The 13972-nt window shown below is 72.1% G+C and carries 15 protein-coding genes; 9 read left to right on the top strand and 6 right to left on the bottom strand.

Annotation, left to right across the window (positions count from 1 at the left end; genetic code table 11):
- Positions 1 to 200 precede the first annotated feature (200 nt).
- Complete coding sequence (locus ACLQ2T_RS04675; protein WP_425764724.1) at positions 201 to 845, top strand: C39 family peptidase; 645 nt, start codon at positions 201 to 203, stop codon at positions 843 to 845.
- A gap of 178 nt (positions 846 to 1023) precedes the next feature.
- Here ACLQ2T_RS04675 and ACLQ2T_RS04670 read toward each other — a convergent pair whose 3' ends face one another.
- Positions 1024 to 1926 carry an A/G-specific adenine glycosylase gene (locus ACLQ2T_RS04670; protein ID WP_425764723.1) on the bottom strand — a complete coding sequence of 301 codons (903 nt, stop codon included), beginning with the start codon at positions 1924 to 1926 and terminating at the stop codon, positions 1024 to 1026.
- A 97-nt stretch (positions 1927 to 2023) separates the two neighbouring features.
- On the opposite strand from ACLQ2T_RS04670, the gene ACLQ2T_RS04665 reads away from it, so the two are divergent.
- The 3 genes from ACLQ2T_RS04665 (at position 2024) to ACLQ2T_RS04655 (ending at position 3971) form a co-directional block, all read left to right on the top strand.
- Positions 2024 to 2536, top strand: coding sequence for a glycine cleavage system protein R (locus ACLQ2T_RS04665; protein WP_425764722.1), 513 nt, complete (start codon positions 2024 to 2026; stop codon positions 2534 to 2536).
- Complete coding sequence (locus tag ACLQ2T_RS04660; protein ID WP_425764721.1) at positions 2533 to 3126, top strand: peptide deformylase; 594 nt, start codon at positions 2533 to 2535, stop codon at positions 3124 to 3126. The genes ACLQ2T_RS04665 and ACLQ2T_RS04660 overlap by 4 nt, the downstream gene beginning before the upstream one ends.
- A gap of 125 nt (positions 3127 to 3251) precedes the next feature.
- Complete coding sequence (locus ACLQ2T_RS04655) at positions 3252 to 3971, top strand: hypothetical protein (protein WP_425764720.1); 720 nt, start codon at positions 3252 to 3254, stop codon at positions 3969 to 3971.
- Positions 3972 to 3984: 13 nt separating this feature from the next.
- Here ACLQ2T_RS04655 and disA read toward each other — a convergent pair whose 3' ends face one another.
- The 4 genes from disA to ACLQ2T_RS04635 all read right to left on the bottom strand — a co-directional run bounded on the left by disA (position 3985) and on the right by ACLQ2T_RS04635 (position 8580).
- Complete coding sequence (gene disA, locus ACLQ2T_RS04650; RefSeq protein WP_425764719.1) at positions 3985 to 5163, bottom strand: DNA integrity scanning diadenylate cyclase DisA; 1179 nt, start codon at positions 5161 to 5163, stop codon at positions 3985 to 3987.
- A gap of 107 nt (positions 5164 to 5270) precedes the next feature.
- On the bottom strand, positions 5271 to 6722 hold the full coding sequence (gene radA, locus ACLQ2T_RS04645) for a DNA repair protein RadA (RefSeq protein ID WP_425764718.1): 1452 nt from the start codon (positions 6720 to 6722) through the stop codon (positions 5271 to 5273).
- A gap of 102 nt (positions 6723 to 6824) precedes the next feature.
- Positions 6825 to 7553 carry a hypothetical protein gene (locus ACLQ2T_RS04640; protein ID WP_425764717.1) on the bottom strand — a complete coding sequence of 243 codons (729 nt, stop codon included), beginning with the start codon at positions 7551 to 7553 and terminating at the stop codon, positions 6825 to 6827.
- Positions 7554 to 7692: 139 nt separating this feature from the next.
- Positions 7693 to 8580, bottom strand: a complete 888-nt coding sequence (locus ACLQ2T_RS04635; protein WP_425764716.1) for a UbiA family prenyltransferase — start codon at positions 8578 to 8580, stop codon at positions 7693 to 7695.
- Between ACLQ2T_RS04635 and ACLQ2T_RS04630 the strand changes: the two genes are divergently transcribed.
- The 4 genes from ACLQ2T_RS04630 to ACLQ2T_RS04615 all read left to right on the top strand — a co-directional run bounded on the left by ACLQ2T_RS04630 (position 8579) and on the right by ACLQ2T_RS04615 (position 12256).
- On the top strand, positions 8579 to 9316 hold the full coding sequence (locus tag ACLQ2T_RS04630) for a class I SAM-dependent methyltransferase (protein WP_425764715.1): 738 nt from the start codon (positions 8579 to 8581) through the stop codon (positions 9314 to 9316). The two genes, ACLQ2T_RS04635 and ACLQ2T_RS04630, sit on opposite strands and share 2 nt — an antisense overlap.
- Before the next feature lie 90 nt (positions 9317 to 9406).
- The gene (locus tag ACLQ2T_RS04625) at positions 9407 to 10570 is read left to right on the top strand and encodes an acyl-CoA dehydrogenase family protein (RefSeq protein ID WP_425764714.1); all 1164 of its coding nucleotides are present in this window, start codon (positions 9407 to 9409) and stop codon (positions 10568 to 10570) included.
- A 34-nt stretch (positions 10571 to 10604) separates the two neighbouring features.
- The gene (locus ACLQ2T_RS04620) at positions 10605 to 11654 is read left to right on the top strand and encodes a type III polyketide synthase (RefSeq protein WP_425764713.1); all 1050 of its coding nucleotides are present in this window, start codon (positions 10605 to 10607) and stop codon (positions 11652 to 11654) included.
- A gap of 26 nt (positions 11655 to 11680) precedes the next feature.
- On the top strand, positions 11681 to 12256 hold the full coding sequence (locus tag ACLQ2T_RS04615) for a hypothetical protein (RefSeq protein WP_425764712.1): 576 nt from the start codon (positions 11681 to 11683) through the stop codon (positions 12254 to 12256).
- Positions 12257 to 12268: 12 nt separating this feature from the next.
- Here the strand turns inward: ACLQ2T_RS04615 and ACLQ2T_RS04610 are convergent, their stop codons facing one another.
- A complete protein-coding gene (locus ACLQ2T_RS04610) occupies positions 12269 to 12943 on the bottom strand; it encodes a hypothetical protein (RefSeq protein WP_425764711.1) in 675 nt (224 codons plus the stop codon).
- A 491-nt stretch (positions 12944 to 13434) separates the two neighbouring features.
- Between ACLQ2T_RS04610 and ACLQ2T_RS04605 the strand changes: the two genes are divergently transcribed.
- Entirely contained in the window at positions 13435 to 13920 is a 486-nt protein-coding gene (locus ACLQ2T_RS04605) for a CarD family transcriptional regulator (RefSeq protein ID WP_007073334.1), read from the top strand.
- The last annotated feature ends 52 nt before the right edge of the window (positions 13921 to 13972 follow it).

The following is a 13972-nucleotide window of genomic DNA, read 5'->3' as shown; positions in this document are numbered from 1 at the left end:
GCGCCGGGGGCATGACCGAGCACCAGGAGCGGTTGTACGAGGAGTAACCACGGCGGCACTCCATGAACATGTCGCTGCTCCGCTGGCGCTCGCCTTGCCGAAGAAGGCCGAGGTGGGCTGCTACTTCCCCCCGACGCGGTTCGCACCCCTGCCCTTTGCCGGGTGTCGTGTCGATCCCCCGAGATGGAAGGCGCTGACCCATGACGACTCTGATGCACAAGGCCGCCCTGACCGTCGCCGGTGCCGTCTTCGCCGGTGGAATGGTCGCCGGTCCGACCGGTGCCCTCGCCGCCCCGCAGACCTCCAGCCCTCTGATCGCCGACCGTGATCAGGTCAAGGGCGAACGGCAGCTCGAGGTGCGCTATCAGGCCCAGTCGAACTACTACTACTGTGGCCCCGCCGCGGTGCGCAACGCCCTGACGGCCATGGACAAGGACGTCTCCCAGGACGACCTGGCCCGGGAGATGGGCACCACCGAGCGGGGTACCGACTCCGCGCACGACATCACCGAGGTGCTCAACAAGCGGGTCGGCAAGAAGGTCTACCGCACGGTGGAGGTCCCGGGTCGTTCCGCCGACCGGGCCGAGACCGACCGGCTGCGGGCCGACATCGTCCGCGCGGTCGACGAGGGCCGCAGCGTGGTGGCCAACGTGGCCGGCACCGCGGTCGACCTCAGCGGCCAGACCCACTCCTTCGAGGGCGGCCACTACATCTCGGTGACCGGCTACCGGGACGGCGGCGCCCAGGCGAAGATCGCCGACTCCGCCGACCCCGTTAAGGCCGAGTACTGGATCAACACCGAGGCGCTGGCCGACTGGGTAGCCACCCGCGGCTACTCCGCCTGATCGGCCACCCCGGACCGATCCGCCGAACATGCAGCCCAGGGCCGGCCTCCATCGGGAGGCCGGCTCTGGCGCGTCACGGCGGGCTTGGCTCGCGCCTCGACGGGCCGGCGGCCGCAGGTCTGCCAGCGGCTCAGCAGCGTCCGCAGGCGATTAAGCCCGGCACGCCATCTCGTCAGGGTCAGCCCGGCACGGGTGCTGGTGGGCCGTCGCCGATCAGGCGGAAGGAGGCCTCGCCGACCGGCTCGACCAGACCGTCGGTGATCAGGCCGGCGAGGGCCCGGGTCCGTTGCACCTCGTCCGCCCAGACCTGGTCCAGCCGCTGGTGCGGCACCGGACCGGTCGCCTCCTGGAGCACCCCGAGCAGCAGCCCGCGTACCTGGCGGTCGGTGCCCGCGTACCGCTGGGGGCGTCGGGTCGGCCCGGCCGGGGCGACCTGCCCCGAGGCCCGCCAGGCGCAGCTCGCCTCCACCGGGCAGGCCGCGCAGCGCGGCGACCGGGCGGTGCAGATCATCGCCCCCAGCTCCATGATCGCGGCGCTGGCCAGTGCCGCGGCGGCCGGATCAACCGGCAGCAGCTCCTCGGTCGCGACCAGGTCGGCGGGCCGGGTGGCCGGGCCGGCGTCCGGTTCACCGGCGATGGCCCGGCACACCACCCGGCGTACGTTGGTGTCGACCACCGGGTGCCGCTGGCCGAACGCGAAGGCCGCCACCGCCCTGGCCGTGTACGTACCGACGCCAGGTAGGGCGAGCAACTGGTCCAGGCGGTCCGGCACCTGCCCACCGTGCCGCTCCACGATCGCCACCGCGCAGTCGCGCAGCCGTACGGCGCGGCGCGGGTACCCGAGCCGCCCCCACATGCGGATGGCCTCGGCCGGGCTGTCCTGGGCCAGGGCGGCCGGGGTGGGCCAGCGCGCCAGCCAGGCCTGCCAGGCGGGCAGCACCCGGACCACCGGGGTCTGCTGGAGCATGACCTCGCTGACCAGGATCGCCCAGGGGCCGATCTCGGGTTCACGCCAGGGCAGGTCCCGGGCGTTGCGCTCGTACCACCGGCTCACCTGGCCGGCGAATGTCGATTCCGTCATCGCGCCGCTGATGATGTCACGCGCCTCGGTTCCGCCGTTTGGACGCCTCCGGGCGGGCCGTGGCCAGTGGCGCTCGACGATCGGGGAGAATGCCCGGATGAACGAGCTCGCGATCACCGTCATCGGCCGGGACCGGCCCGGCATCGTGGCCGACGTCGCCGAGGTGCTCGCTCGGCTCGGGGCCAACCTCACCGACAGCACCATGACCCGGCTGCGTGGACACTTCGCGATGACCCTCATCTGCGTCGGTCCGACCTCCGCGGCGGTCGAGGACGCCCTGGGCCCGCTGACCGCCGACGGCCAGCTGCTGGCGACCGTACGTGAGGTGCGGCCGGACGGGGAGATCGCCTCGGCCGGTGAGCGGTACGTGATGTCGGTGCACGGCGCGGACCGGATGGGCATCGTGGCCGCGATGACCCGGGCGGTCACCGAGGCCGGCGGTAACGTCACCGACCTGAGTACCCGGCTGGCGGGAACCCTCTACGTGGTCGTCGCCGAGGTCGACCTGCCGGCCGGGGCCTCCGACACCCTGACGGGCCGGTTGGCGCAGGTAGCCGCCGACCTGGGTGTGGAGGTCACTCTCCGTCCCGCCGACCCGGATCTGCTGTGACCGGGCAGACGGGCGGGCCGGAGTCGGACCCGCGGACGGAGACATCGACCGGCCTCGGTGACTGGACACCGGAACTGCTCGGTGCGGGCCAGGTGTTGCCGGTGGTCTCCGCGCCGCATCCGGTGCTCAGCCGGGCCGGTGACCAGGTCGACCCGACCGCCGAGGAGACCGTACGGCTGGCGGCCGACCTGGTCGCCACGATGCGGGTGTCGCCCGGCTGTGTCGGCCTGGCCGCGCCGCAGGTGGGGGTGGGTGCGCAGGTGTTCGCGGTGGACGTCACGGGACACCCCAAGGCGGTCACCGTGCACGGCACCTTCGTGCTCTGCAATGCGCGGGTGGTCGAGGCGACCCGGTGGAAGGCCGGCCGGGAGGGGTGCATGTCCGTCCCGGACCTCACCGGGGACGTCAAGCGTGCCAGTCGGCTCGTGGTCGAAGGGGCCTTGCCCGGCAGCGGCAAGCAGGTACGCCTGGTGACGGACGGTTTCGAGGCGCGTGCCCTGCAACACGAGATCGACCACTGCTCCGGTCTGCTCTTCCTGGACCGGGTGGCGGGGGCCCACGCGATCTACCAGCGCAAGGTCTATCTCTGAGCCGCCCCTGACAGCACTCAGAGTGACGGAACTGTCGATAGTGGAGGGTGGGTTCCGGTGGCTCCGGTACGCCTCGGCGCGTCGTTACCGTCCGTCGCACACGGCGCCGCTACGGTGGGGGCATCATGCGTCTGACGGTCGGCCCCCTGCCTCCCGCCGTGTACTGGCGGCGTCGCGCCGTCGTGCTCGGCGCGGTCCTGCTCTTCCTGGTTGTCCTGCTCTACTCGTGCAACGGTCCGCGTGGCGGCAACGATGCCACCGGGCAGGGGCAGCCCGATCCAGGCGTCTCCGGCACACCGGAGCCCACCGGCTCGGTGTTGACCCCGCAGACCGGCTCACCGCCGCCCTCGGGTGACGCCGGTGCCGGCCCGGCCAGCCCCACCAGCACCCCCGCGCCCGGTACGAGCCTGACCAACGATCCACCGGCCGTCGCCCCGGTGGCCGACGAGGGCACCTGCACGGACACGGAGCTGGCGGTGACCGCGCAGGCCGCGCCGAACCGGGTGGTCCGCGGTGCGGCGGTGGACCTGCACCTGAAGGTCCGTAACCGGGCCGACCGGACCTGCAACCGGGATGTCGGGGCGACCGCCCAGGAGATCTACATCAAGTCCGGTGCCGATGTGGTGTGGTCGTCGGACACCTGCGGCACCGCCGCCGGGTCGGACGTGCAGTCCTTCACCCCGGGCTTCGAGCGCGCCTACCAGGTCGGTTGGAACGGCAAGGACAGCAGCCGGTGCGCCAACGGGCTGGCCAGCGGCGACACCCCGCCAGCCGGAACCTACGAGGTGTTCGCCCGGGTGGGCACCAAGCTGAGCCAGCCGGCCAAGCTCGTCCTCACCGACTGACCGCCGTAGCCCCTCAGACGTAGCGCTCCAGGATGGACGCCTCGGCCAGCCGGGACAGTCCCTCGCGTACGCCTCGGGCCCGGGCGTCGCCGACCCCCTCGACGGCCTGCAGGTCCTCCACGGTGGCCCCGAGCAGCCGCTGAAGGCTGCCGAAGTGCACCACCAGCCGGTCCACCACGGTCACCGGCAGTCGGGGCACCTTGGCCAGCAGACGGAAACCGCGTGGGCTGACGGCCGCGTCCAGCGCGTCGGAGGCGGCCGGGTAGCCGATGGCCTTGGCGACCGAGACCAGGTCGATCAGCTCGGTGGCACTGAGCAGGTCCAGCTCGACCAGGGCCTCGTCGAGGGTGCGGGACTTGCGGCCGGTGGGCAGATAGTCCCGGATGACCAGGGTGCGGTCCGCGTCCACCCCGGCCATCAACTCGTCCAACTGAAGGGCCAGCAGTCGACCGTCCGTGCCCAGTTCCACCACGTACCCGGCGATCTCGTCGGCGATGCGGCGGACCATCTCCAGCCGCTGCACCACCGCCACGGCGTCACGTACGGTGACCAGATCCTCGATCTCCAGGGCGGAGAGGGTGCCGGAGACCTCGTCCAGCCGGAGCTTGTACCGCTCCAGGGTGGCCAGGGCCTGGTTGGCCCGGGACAGGATCGCCGCCGAGTCGTCCAACACGTGCCGTTGCCCGTTGACGTAGAGGCTGATGATCCGCATCGACTGGCTTACCGAGATCACCGGGTAGCCGGTCTGCCGGGCGACCCGTTCGGCGGTGCGGTGTCGGGTGCCCGACTCCTCGGTGGGAATGGTCGGGTCGGGCATCAGATGCACCGCCGCGCGGACGATCCGGGTGCCGTCACTGGACAGCACGACCGCGCCGTCCATCTTGCACAGTTCACGGACCCGGGTCGCGGAGAACTCCACGTCGAGCGGGAAGCCGCCGGTGCACAGGCCCTCGACCACCTTGTCGTAGCCGAGCACGATGAGCGCGCCCGTCCGGCCGCGCAGGATGCGCTCCAAGCCGTCGCGCAGCGCGGTGCCGGGCGCCATCAGGGCCAGGTTGGCGCGCAGCGGATCGCCGGTGCTGCCGCCCCCGGTCACGCTGATGCTGATCGGACGGGCGGGCGAGCCCACGGCGCCGGTGCGGGCGTGGGGAGTCGCGCCGGCAGGCTTGGTGGTATCGCGGTCGACTGGCACGGGCACAGTCTACGGACTGCCCTGCGGTGGGTGCTCCTGTGGTTACTGTGATGTGTCATGATCCGCCTGTCCAGTCCCTCCCGGGCGGATCGCCCGGAACGTGGCATTCATTCCGCCGAGGCCCGAGCCGCAGCCTGAAGGGCTGAACGGACGTTGTCGACCTCGATCACCCGCATCTGTTCCGGCCCGGCACCGGTGCTGCTCGGCCCGCATCCGGGGGGCACCAGGGCCAGCCGAAAGCCGAGCCGGGCCGCCTCGGTCAGCCGGCGGGGCACCGCACCGACCCGGCGTACCTCCCCGGTCAGGCCTACCTCGCCGATCGCCACCAGGTGGGGTGCGATCGCCAGGTTCAGGCCGCCGGAGGCGACCGCCAAGGCGACTGCCAGGTCCGCGGCCGGTTCCACCACCCGGATGCCCCCGACGGTGGCCGCGAAGACCTCCCGGTCGTGCAGGGTCAGCCGTTCGGTGCGGCGCTGGAGCACCGCCAGCACCATCGCCAGACGGGCCGAGTCCAGGCCGGAGACGGTACGCCGGGGGGAGCCGGCCACGGTGGCACCGATCAGCGCCTGTACCTCGGTGACCAGGGCCCGCCGTCCCTCCATGGCCACCGTCACGCAGGTGCCCGGCACCGGCTCGGCGTAGCGGGTGAGGAACAGCCCCGAGGGGTCGGCGAGGCTGCTGATGCCGCCCTCGTGCATCTCGAAGCACCCCACCTCGTCGGCCGCACCGAAACGGTTCTTCACCCCGCGCACCATCCGCAGCGACGAGTGCTTGTCGCCCTCGAAGTGCAGCACCACGTCGACCAGGTGCTCCAGCACCCGAGGGCCGGCCACCTGGCCGTCCTTGGTGACGTGGCCGACCAGCACGGTGGCGATCCCGCGCTCCTTGGCGACCGAGACCAGCGCGGCGGTGACCGCCCGGACCTGGGTCACCCCGCCGGGTACTCCCTCGGTGCCGGTGGTGGAGATGGTCTGCACGGAGTCGAGCACCAGCAGGCCGGGCTTGACCGCGTCGAGGTGACCCAGCACCGCCGCCAGGTCGCTCTCGGCGGCCAGGTAGAGCTGGTCGTGCAGGGTGCCCATCCGCTCGGCGCGCAGCCGTACCTGGCTGACGGACTCCTCGCCGCTGACCACCAGCGAGGGGCTGCCAGCACCGGCCGCCCACTGCTGGGCCACGTCGAGCAGCAGGGTGGACTTGCCGACCCCGGGCTCACCGGCCAGCAGCACCACCGCCCCTGGTACCAGTCCGCCACCGAGCACCCGGTCGAGTTCGCTGACCCCGGTGGGTCGGGCCCGAGCCGGTGCCGCGCTGATGGTGGCGATCGGTCGGGCCGGCTCGGCGGGCATCCGGGAGCTGACCACCCGCCCGGCGACCGTGGGGCCGGTGACGGTGCACTCGACCACCGAACCCCATTCGCCGCATTCCGGGCAGCGCCCCACCCACTTCGGTGGCTGGTGGCCACAGGCGTCGCATTCGTACGCGGGTCGGGGCTCACGGGCGGAAGCCTTGCCGCGCCCACCGGTGCCGCCTCGGGCCGGAGTCGATCGGGAGATGCTCACCCCAGCGACGCTAACCCCCGGGTATGACGACGGCGCCGCCGGCATGGGGTCACCACGCCGACGGCGCCGCACGATCGGGCGGGCTGGCTACCGCCCTGGGGTTCAGTGGCCGCCTTCGCCCTCGTACTCCGTGTGACGCTCGATGATCGGCGAGGGCGGCGGCGGCGGGGTGAGCGGCACGGCCACCGGCGCCGGGCTGGTGATCTGGTCGCCGCCACCGAAGTCGAAGTTGACTGTGATGTTCTGGCCGGCGAGCGCGGCCACGTCCAGCCCGATCAGCTGGAGCACCCGGTCACCCTCGGTGTTCAGCTGCACGTAGCTCAGCGGCGGGATCTCGATGCGGGCCGGCTGGTTGGTCGGCGACGAGGTCGGCTCCGGCGACGGCGATTCGTCCGGGGAGGCGGAGTCGTCCGGGGAGGCGGAGTCGTCCGGGGACGGGGTGCCGGTCGGGGAGGGGGAGCCGGTCGGCGAGGGGCTGCCGGTGGGGGTCGGGCTGGTCGCCGCGCGGACCGTGGTGAGCACCACCTCGCGGGCGTCCGGCGAGGTCACCGTCACGGTGATCGGCTCGTGCGTGTCGTTGTAGAAGACCGCGTTCAGCACCGCGTTGTCGCCGGGGCGGTAGCCCTCGACACCGGGGTAGTCGACCAGTACGCCCAGCACGCCGTACTTGCCCTCGGTGCTCTTGAGGTTGATGCCCTGCACCGACGGCACCTTGTTGGCCGTCTCGGAGATCTGGCCGGCGCCGCACCCGGACAGCAGCAGCGCCGCTGCCGCCGCGATTCCGGGCAGCAGTACGGCAGCTCGCCGGGAACCCCTGATCGAGCGCGTCACGTCGGTCCTCCTCGTCACGATCACACCCGGCTACGCCGCCGGACCCGCTGGCCATGCCCGCGCAGACCGCGCTCCAGGGTAGTTGGAGCTGATCGTGGCCCGCACGCCGACCCGGTGCAGCCACCTGCCCGGGTGAGGTTCAGATCAGCCGACCGCTCGTGACCAGCAGTACGACGTCGAGCAGGGCCACCAGCATCATCGCCCGGAAAGCGGCCACCGGACGGGTGCCTGCGCGTTGCGCGTTACGCCCGGCGTACCCGGCGGAAATGGTGATCATCACGGCGGCGGCGATCGCCGCCAGGCCCACTCCCGAGGGCGGCCCGGGCGGCCCGAGCACCAGGGTGCCGGTCGCCGCCATCAACAGGCCGACGGCGGCCCACCGGCTGCCCGCCGGCCCCAGCCGGTGCGGCAGCCCGCGTACCCCGGTGCGGGCGTCGTCGGCGAAGTCGGGCAGCACGTTGGCGAAGTGTGCCCCCGCGCCCAGCAGGGCGGCGGCGGCGACCAACCAGACCGGCGGGGCCGGTGCGTCGGGGCGGGCCAGCACCACGAAGGCGGGCAGGCTACCGAAGGAGATCGCGTACGGCAGCACCGAGATCACGGTGAACTTCAGGGGCCAGTCGTAGAGCAGGGCCGAGACCAGCCCGATGCTCGCCCAGAGGGCGGCCACCGGTGTGGTGGTCAGGGCCAGGGCCACCGTGGTGACGGCGGCGATCACCGCGGCCACCCCCACCAGGCGACGGCTGACCAGCCCGGCCGCCACCGGTTTGTCGGCGCGCCCGACCAGGGCGTCCCGGTCGGCGTCGACCAGGTCGTTGGTCCAGCCGACCGCGAGCTGACTGGCCGCCACGGTCAGCGCCACCGTGGCGATGCCGCCGGGTGGATGGTCGGTGCCGGCGGCGAGCAGGGCGGCCACTGTGGTGACTGCCGCCGTAGGTTCCGGATGGCTCGCCCTGACCAGCCCTAACACCGTCGACGACATAACGGAAGTCTGGTCGTTACCCGCGAGTCGTGCCACGCTCGGTGCCATGCGCGATGCTGGCTTGAGCCTGCCCCGCAACGATCCACGTCAGTACGACGAGTTGGCCGACGAGTGGTGGCGGCCGGACGGCGTCTTCGCCATGCTGCACTGGTTGGCCGAGGCCCGGGCGATGCTGGTGCCGCCGGCGAGGCGTCCCGGGGCGGTCCTGGTGGACCTCGGTTGCGGCGCCGGCCTGATGGCCCCCCATCTGGTCGGCAAGGGCTACCGACACATCGGGGTGGACCTGACCCGTTCGGCCCTGACCCAGGCGGCCGACCACGGCGTGACCGTGGTCAACGGTGACGCCATGGCGGTGCCGCTGGCCGATGGCTGCGCCGATGTGGTCACCGCCGGTGAGCTGCTGGAACACGTCCCGGACTGGCGGATGGCGGTCGCTCAGGCCTGCCGGCTGCTGCGCCCTGGCGGCCTGCTCGTGGTGGACACCCTCAACGACACCGCCCTGAGCCGGCTGGTCGCCGTCCGGATCGCCGAGCGGCTGCCCACCGTGCCGCGTGGCATCCACGACCCACGGTTGTTCGTGGACGATCGTGAGCTGGTGATCGAGTGTGCCCGGCACGGCGTGGACCTGCGGGTCCACGGTGTCCGCCCGGGGGTGCCCGGCCTGCTGCGCTGGCTGCTCCGCCGGGCTCGCGGCCGGGCCACCGCACCCGGCCAGGCTCCGCGCATCGTGCCGACCGGCTCGACGGCCGTGCTCTACCAGGGACGCGGGGTGCGCGACGGGTAGCGGAACTGCACGGGGGTATGACGATGGTCGAGGAGGGTGCCATGAACGTGCGTCAGCGGATGGATCGTCGACCCGGCGTGGAGCGCCGACATGGGTGACGGGGTGGCCGAGGCCCGGAGGTTGGCACCCCGGTTGGCGGCCAGGGCCGCCGCACACGACCGGGAGGGCTCCTTCCCGGCCGAGGACTTCGCCGATCTGCGTTCGGCCGGGCTGTTCGGGCTGATGGTGCCCGAGGCCCTGGGTGGCTCGGGTGCCACCTTCGCCGAGTACACGGCCGTCGCCACCGAGCTGGCCCGGGGCAACGGGGCTACCGCCCTGGTGTTCAACATGCACGCCTCCGTCACCGGCGCCCTGGGCGCGGTGACCGAGGAGTTGGCCGAGGCCCTCGGCGTACCGCAGGAGGCACTTGCCGCCCGGGACCGGCTGCTGCGGGCGGCGGCCGAGGGGGCCTGGTACGCCGTGGCGATGAGCGAACGCGGCGCCGGGGCCCGGCTGTCGCAGCTCAGCACGGTGTACGAGGCGGTCGACGGCGGCTGGCGGATCAAGGGCAGCAAGACCTTCTGCTCCGGCGCCGGTCACGCCGACGGCTACCTGGTGGCCGCCCGGAGTGCTACCGACCCCTCCCTGGTCTCCCAGTTCCTGGTCCCGGCGGGCGAGGGTCTCACCGTCGAGCCGACCTGGGATTCCCTCGGTATGCGGGCCACCGCCTCGCACGACCTGCACCTGGACGGCACCGTCCCGACCGACCGGCTGCTCGGCGGGGTGGAGGGGCTGGCCCTGGTGGTGGCCCAGCTCATGCCGCACTGGCTGGTGGCCAGCTACGCCGCCGTCTACGTCGGGGTGGCCAGGGCGGCGGTGGAGGCGGCGGCCGAGCACCTCAACGCCCGCGACCTGGCCGGTCTACCGGCGGTACGCGCCCGCCTGGGCCGCGCCGACGCCGCCGTGGCGGCAGCCCAGTTGACGGTGGCCGAGGCGGCCCGGCGGGTCGACGAGGCACCCGGTGACGCCGAGACCAACCGGTGGGTGTGGCGGGCCAAGCTGCTGGCCGGTACGACCGCCGCCGAGGTGGCCGCCTCCATGCTGGAGGCGGCCGGTACCTCCGCCACCCGACGTGGCCACCCCTTGGAGCGTCTCTACCGGGATGCCCGGTGCGGATCGCTGCATCCGGCCACCTCGGACGTCTGCGCGGACTGGCTCGGGGTCGCCGCCCTCGGCGGTGACCCGGACCGTGCGGGATCGGCCCCTCGTTGGTGAGGGTGGAAGTCCGGAGCAGAGGGAGGGAGCAGCCGTGTCGGTACCGGTGATCGCGGGCCTGGGCACGGCTTCGCCGCCCTCGGCCCACCAGGATGAGTTGTGGGAGCGGTTCTTCTCCCGGCATTACTCCGGCGCCACCCGTGCCCTGGCCCAGCGGATCTTCGCGAACTCGGGGGTGGAGCGGCGGCAGGCCGCCGTCAACCCCCTGATCGAGGATGTCTCCGACTGGCCGACCGAGCGGCGGATGCGTCGGTACCAGGTCGAGGCGTTGCCGCTGGGCAAGGAGGCGGTGGGTCGGGCGTTGACCTCGGCGGGGCTGGCCGCCGGTGACATCGGGTTGTTCGTGGTCTGTTCCTGCACCGGGTACGCGACGCCGGGGTTGGACATCCTGCTGGCCCGGGATCTGGGCATGGCCCCGTCGACCCAGCGGATGTTCGTCGGCCATATGGGCTGCTACGCGGCGCTGCCCGGGCTGGGGGCGGCGAGTGACTTCGTGACCGCCCGGGGGCGGCCGGCGCTGCTGCTCTGCACCGAACTGACCAGCCTGCATCTGCAACCGTCGTCGGCCCGGGTGGACACCCAGCAGATCGTCTCGCACGCCCTCTTCTCGGACGCGGCCGTCGCTGCGGTGGTGGTGCCCGGGGGGCGCGGGTACGCAGTGCGCGCGGTCACCTCGGTCACCGACTCATCCACCGCCGACCACATGACCTGGGACGTGACCGACACCGGGTTCCGGATGGGGCTGTCCCCGAAGGTGCCGCAGGTGCTGGCGACCCATGTCCGGGGCCTGGTGGATGAGCTGTTGGCCGGCCACGGCCGCACCCTGTCCGAGGTGGACGGCTGGGCGGTGCATCCGGGCGGGCCCCGCATCCTGACCGTGGTGGAGCGGGAGTTGGCCCTGGCCCCGACCGCGTTGGCCGCTTCCCGGCAGACCCTGGCGGAGAACGGCAACTGCTCGTCCCCCACCGTGCTGCTGATTCTCGACCGGCTGTTGCGGGTCGCCCCGTCGCCGCGTCGGGTGGTGATGCTGGCCTTCGGACCCGGATTGACCCTTTACGCGGCGCTGTTGGAGCGGCACGTCTGAAGCGGCCTGAGGGCTACCCTTTAGGGGTGAACGTCGATTCCCTCTATCGCCTGCGGGGAGCCCTGCTCGCCGGGGTGGGGGTCATCGCGCTGGTTGCCGGCGGCTGGTGGTGGCGGGGGGAAGCCCCAGCGGGGTCGGACGCCTCGATGGCTCCCCCGTTGGCCGCCGACTGGCAGGAGTCGGCTGCCTCCGCGCGCTACGACATGGCACCGGCTGGCAGCAGGGTGATGCTGGACCCGCGTACCGGGCGGGTGGTGGGGTTGGCCACCGAGAGCCCGGGGGATCGTGGGATGGCCCGGGAGGGGGGCCGCGGGGCGGTGGTGTGGACCGATCGCGCGTCGCTCAGCGCGGGCAGCGCCCTGGTCCGGGAGGCCCGGCTGACCCGCGGCGAGCGGAATCTGCTGCTCTTCAGCTGCACCGGTCCGGGTGAACTGCTGGTCACCGTCATCGGTGCCCGGGCGGCCGACCCCCTGACGGTGGGCTGCGACGGCACAGTGATCACCACGGAGATGACCGGCACCGGCGCCCCGGTGACCGTCTCCTTCTCCACCGCCGGTGCGGACTCGCTGATGCTGGTGGCCCGCCTGATCGACCCCTCCTGAGGGGGTACGGATTCAGCCGGCCAGGCCGGCCAGTTCACGCTGGTAGTCGGCGACCGAGCCGACCTCGCTGACCACCAGCACGATTCGGCCGGTGCGGTCGGCCAGCAGGGCGGTCACGGCGTCGGCGCGGGCCGGCAGGTGCAGAAAGGCCCGCAGTCCGCCGGCCGGGTCGCCGAGCGCGCGTACCTCGGTGCCGACCGGCGCCGCTGGTGGGGTTCGCGCGCCGACCGTGACCACGGTGACACCGACCGGGGCCGTCGCAGCTGCCTCGACGACCCGGTGCGGGCAGGCACATCCGTCCACCAGCAGCACCAGCGCCGGCAGCAGTCCGCGCAGCGGCACCGGCGACTGCCCGGCGTCGACGAGATCCAAGGCTGGCAGGGCCCGCCCGATGAACTGCGCGGGCGCGGGATCGGGTCCGGCCGCAGCCGGCTCGGGAGTGCCCCGTCCGGCCCGCGGCCAGGTGACGGTCACCAGGCCGGCGACCGCGGCGATCACCGCCACGAGCAGCAGCACCACCGGTAGGGCGGCGGGTGGCCACCGCCGGGACCGGTTGGCCATCCGCAGCTCGCGGCGGAGCTGTTCGGCCTCCTCGGCCAGGGCGGAGGCATCATCCGGTACGACCACCCGGCCCCACTCCGGCGGGAGGTCGGGCAGCCCGGGACCATCGGCGTCAGGCTTGCCCATAACGACCCCCTGGTGCTCACCGGGTGCGCGGACAGTGGCCCCTCCAGCGTCCCGCACTGCGCCCGGTCTCGCTACCGCTGCCCACACTCGGGTACGGCGAGATATCATGGGGTGGATGCGTAGCCCTTGATCTCCTGGCACTCGATCTCCGGACCTCGATCTCAGAGATCTCGTTCCTCGGAATCTTGATCACCGAGTTACTTGATCTTTGACGTGGGCCTAATCGTGGCTTGGGGGTATTGGTCCACCGAAAATTGATCATTACTTGGTCGATCATTGACGGCTGCGCTGGCGATCACGGCGTTTTCGTCGTCCATGCCGGGGGGTCATCTTCAGATTACAGAGCGTGTTTGAATCATCGACTCGGTCATCTGTCAAGCCGAAGAAATACCTCTCACAGGGCCCCTGAGCTGCGCCAACGGTCAGGACAGCGGTGAGACATCGGTGCCTGAGCGTGTTACCCTAGACACAGCGAAAGGGGTTTCGAACCTATGGTTTTCAGTGTCGGCGAGACCGTTGTCTACCCCCACCACGGGGCCGCACTCATCGAGGCAATCGAGACTCGGGTCATCAAGGGCGAGCCCAAGCAGTACCTCGTCCTGAGGGTTGCACAGGGTGACCTGACGGTCCGGGTGCCTGCCGAGAACGCCGAGATCGTGGGTGTGCGCGAGGTGGTCGGCGAAGAGGGTCTTGGCAAGGTCTTCGACGTTCTCCGGGCTCCGCACACCGAGGAGCCGACCAACTGGTCGCGACGTTACAAGGCGAATCTGGAGAAGCTGGCCTCCGGCAACCCGCTGAAGGTGGCCGAGGTCGTCCGCGACCTGTGGCGCCGGGAGCGGGAGCGGGGCCTTTCCGCAGGTGAGAAGCGCATGCTCGCCAAGGCCCGCGACATTCTCGTCGGCGAGGTGGCGTTGGCCGAGAAGAGCACCAAGGACGAGGCGGAGACGCTGCTCGACAAGGTGCTGACCGAGGCCTAGTCCGCACAGCATCGTCGTACCCACTTCGTAGCGAAGAAACCATCGAGGACCG

The sequence above is a fragment of the Micromonospora sp. DT229 genome (genome assembly GCF_049844505.1).
Taxonomy (GTDB): domain Bacteria; phylum Actinomycetota; class Actinomycetes; order Mycobacteriales; family Micromonosporaceae; genus Micromonospora.
The sequence above is the reverse complement of the archived record's forward strand: the minus strand, read 5'-3'. Positions and strand labels throughout refer to the sequence as shown.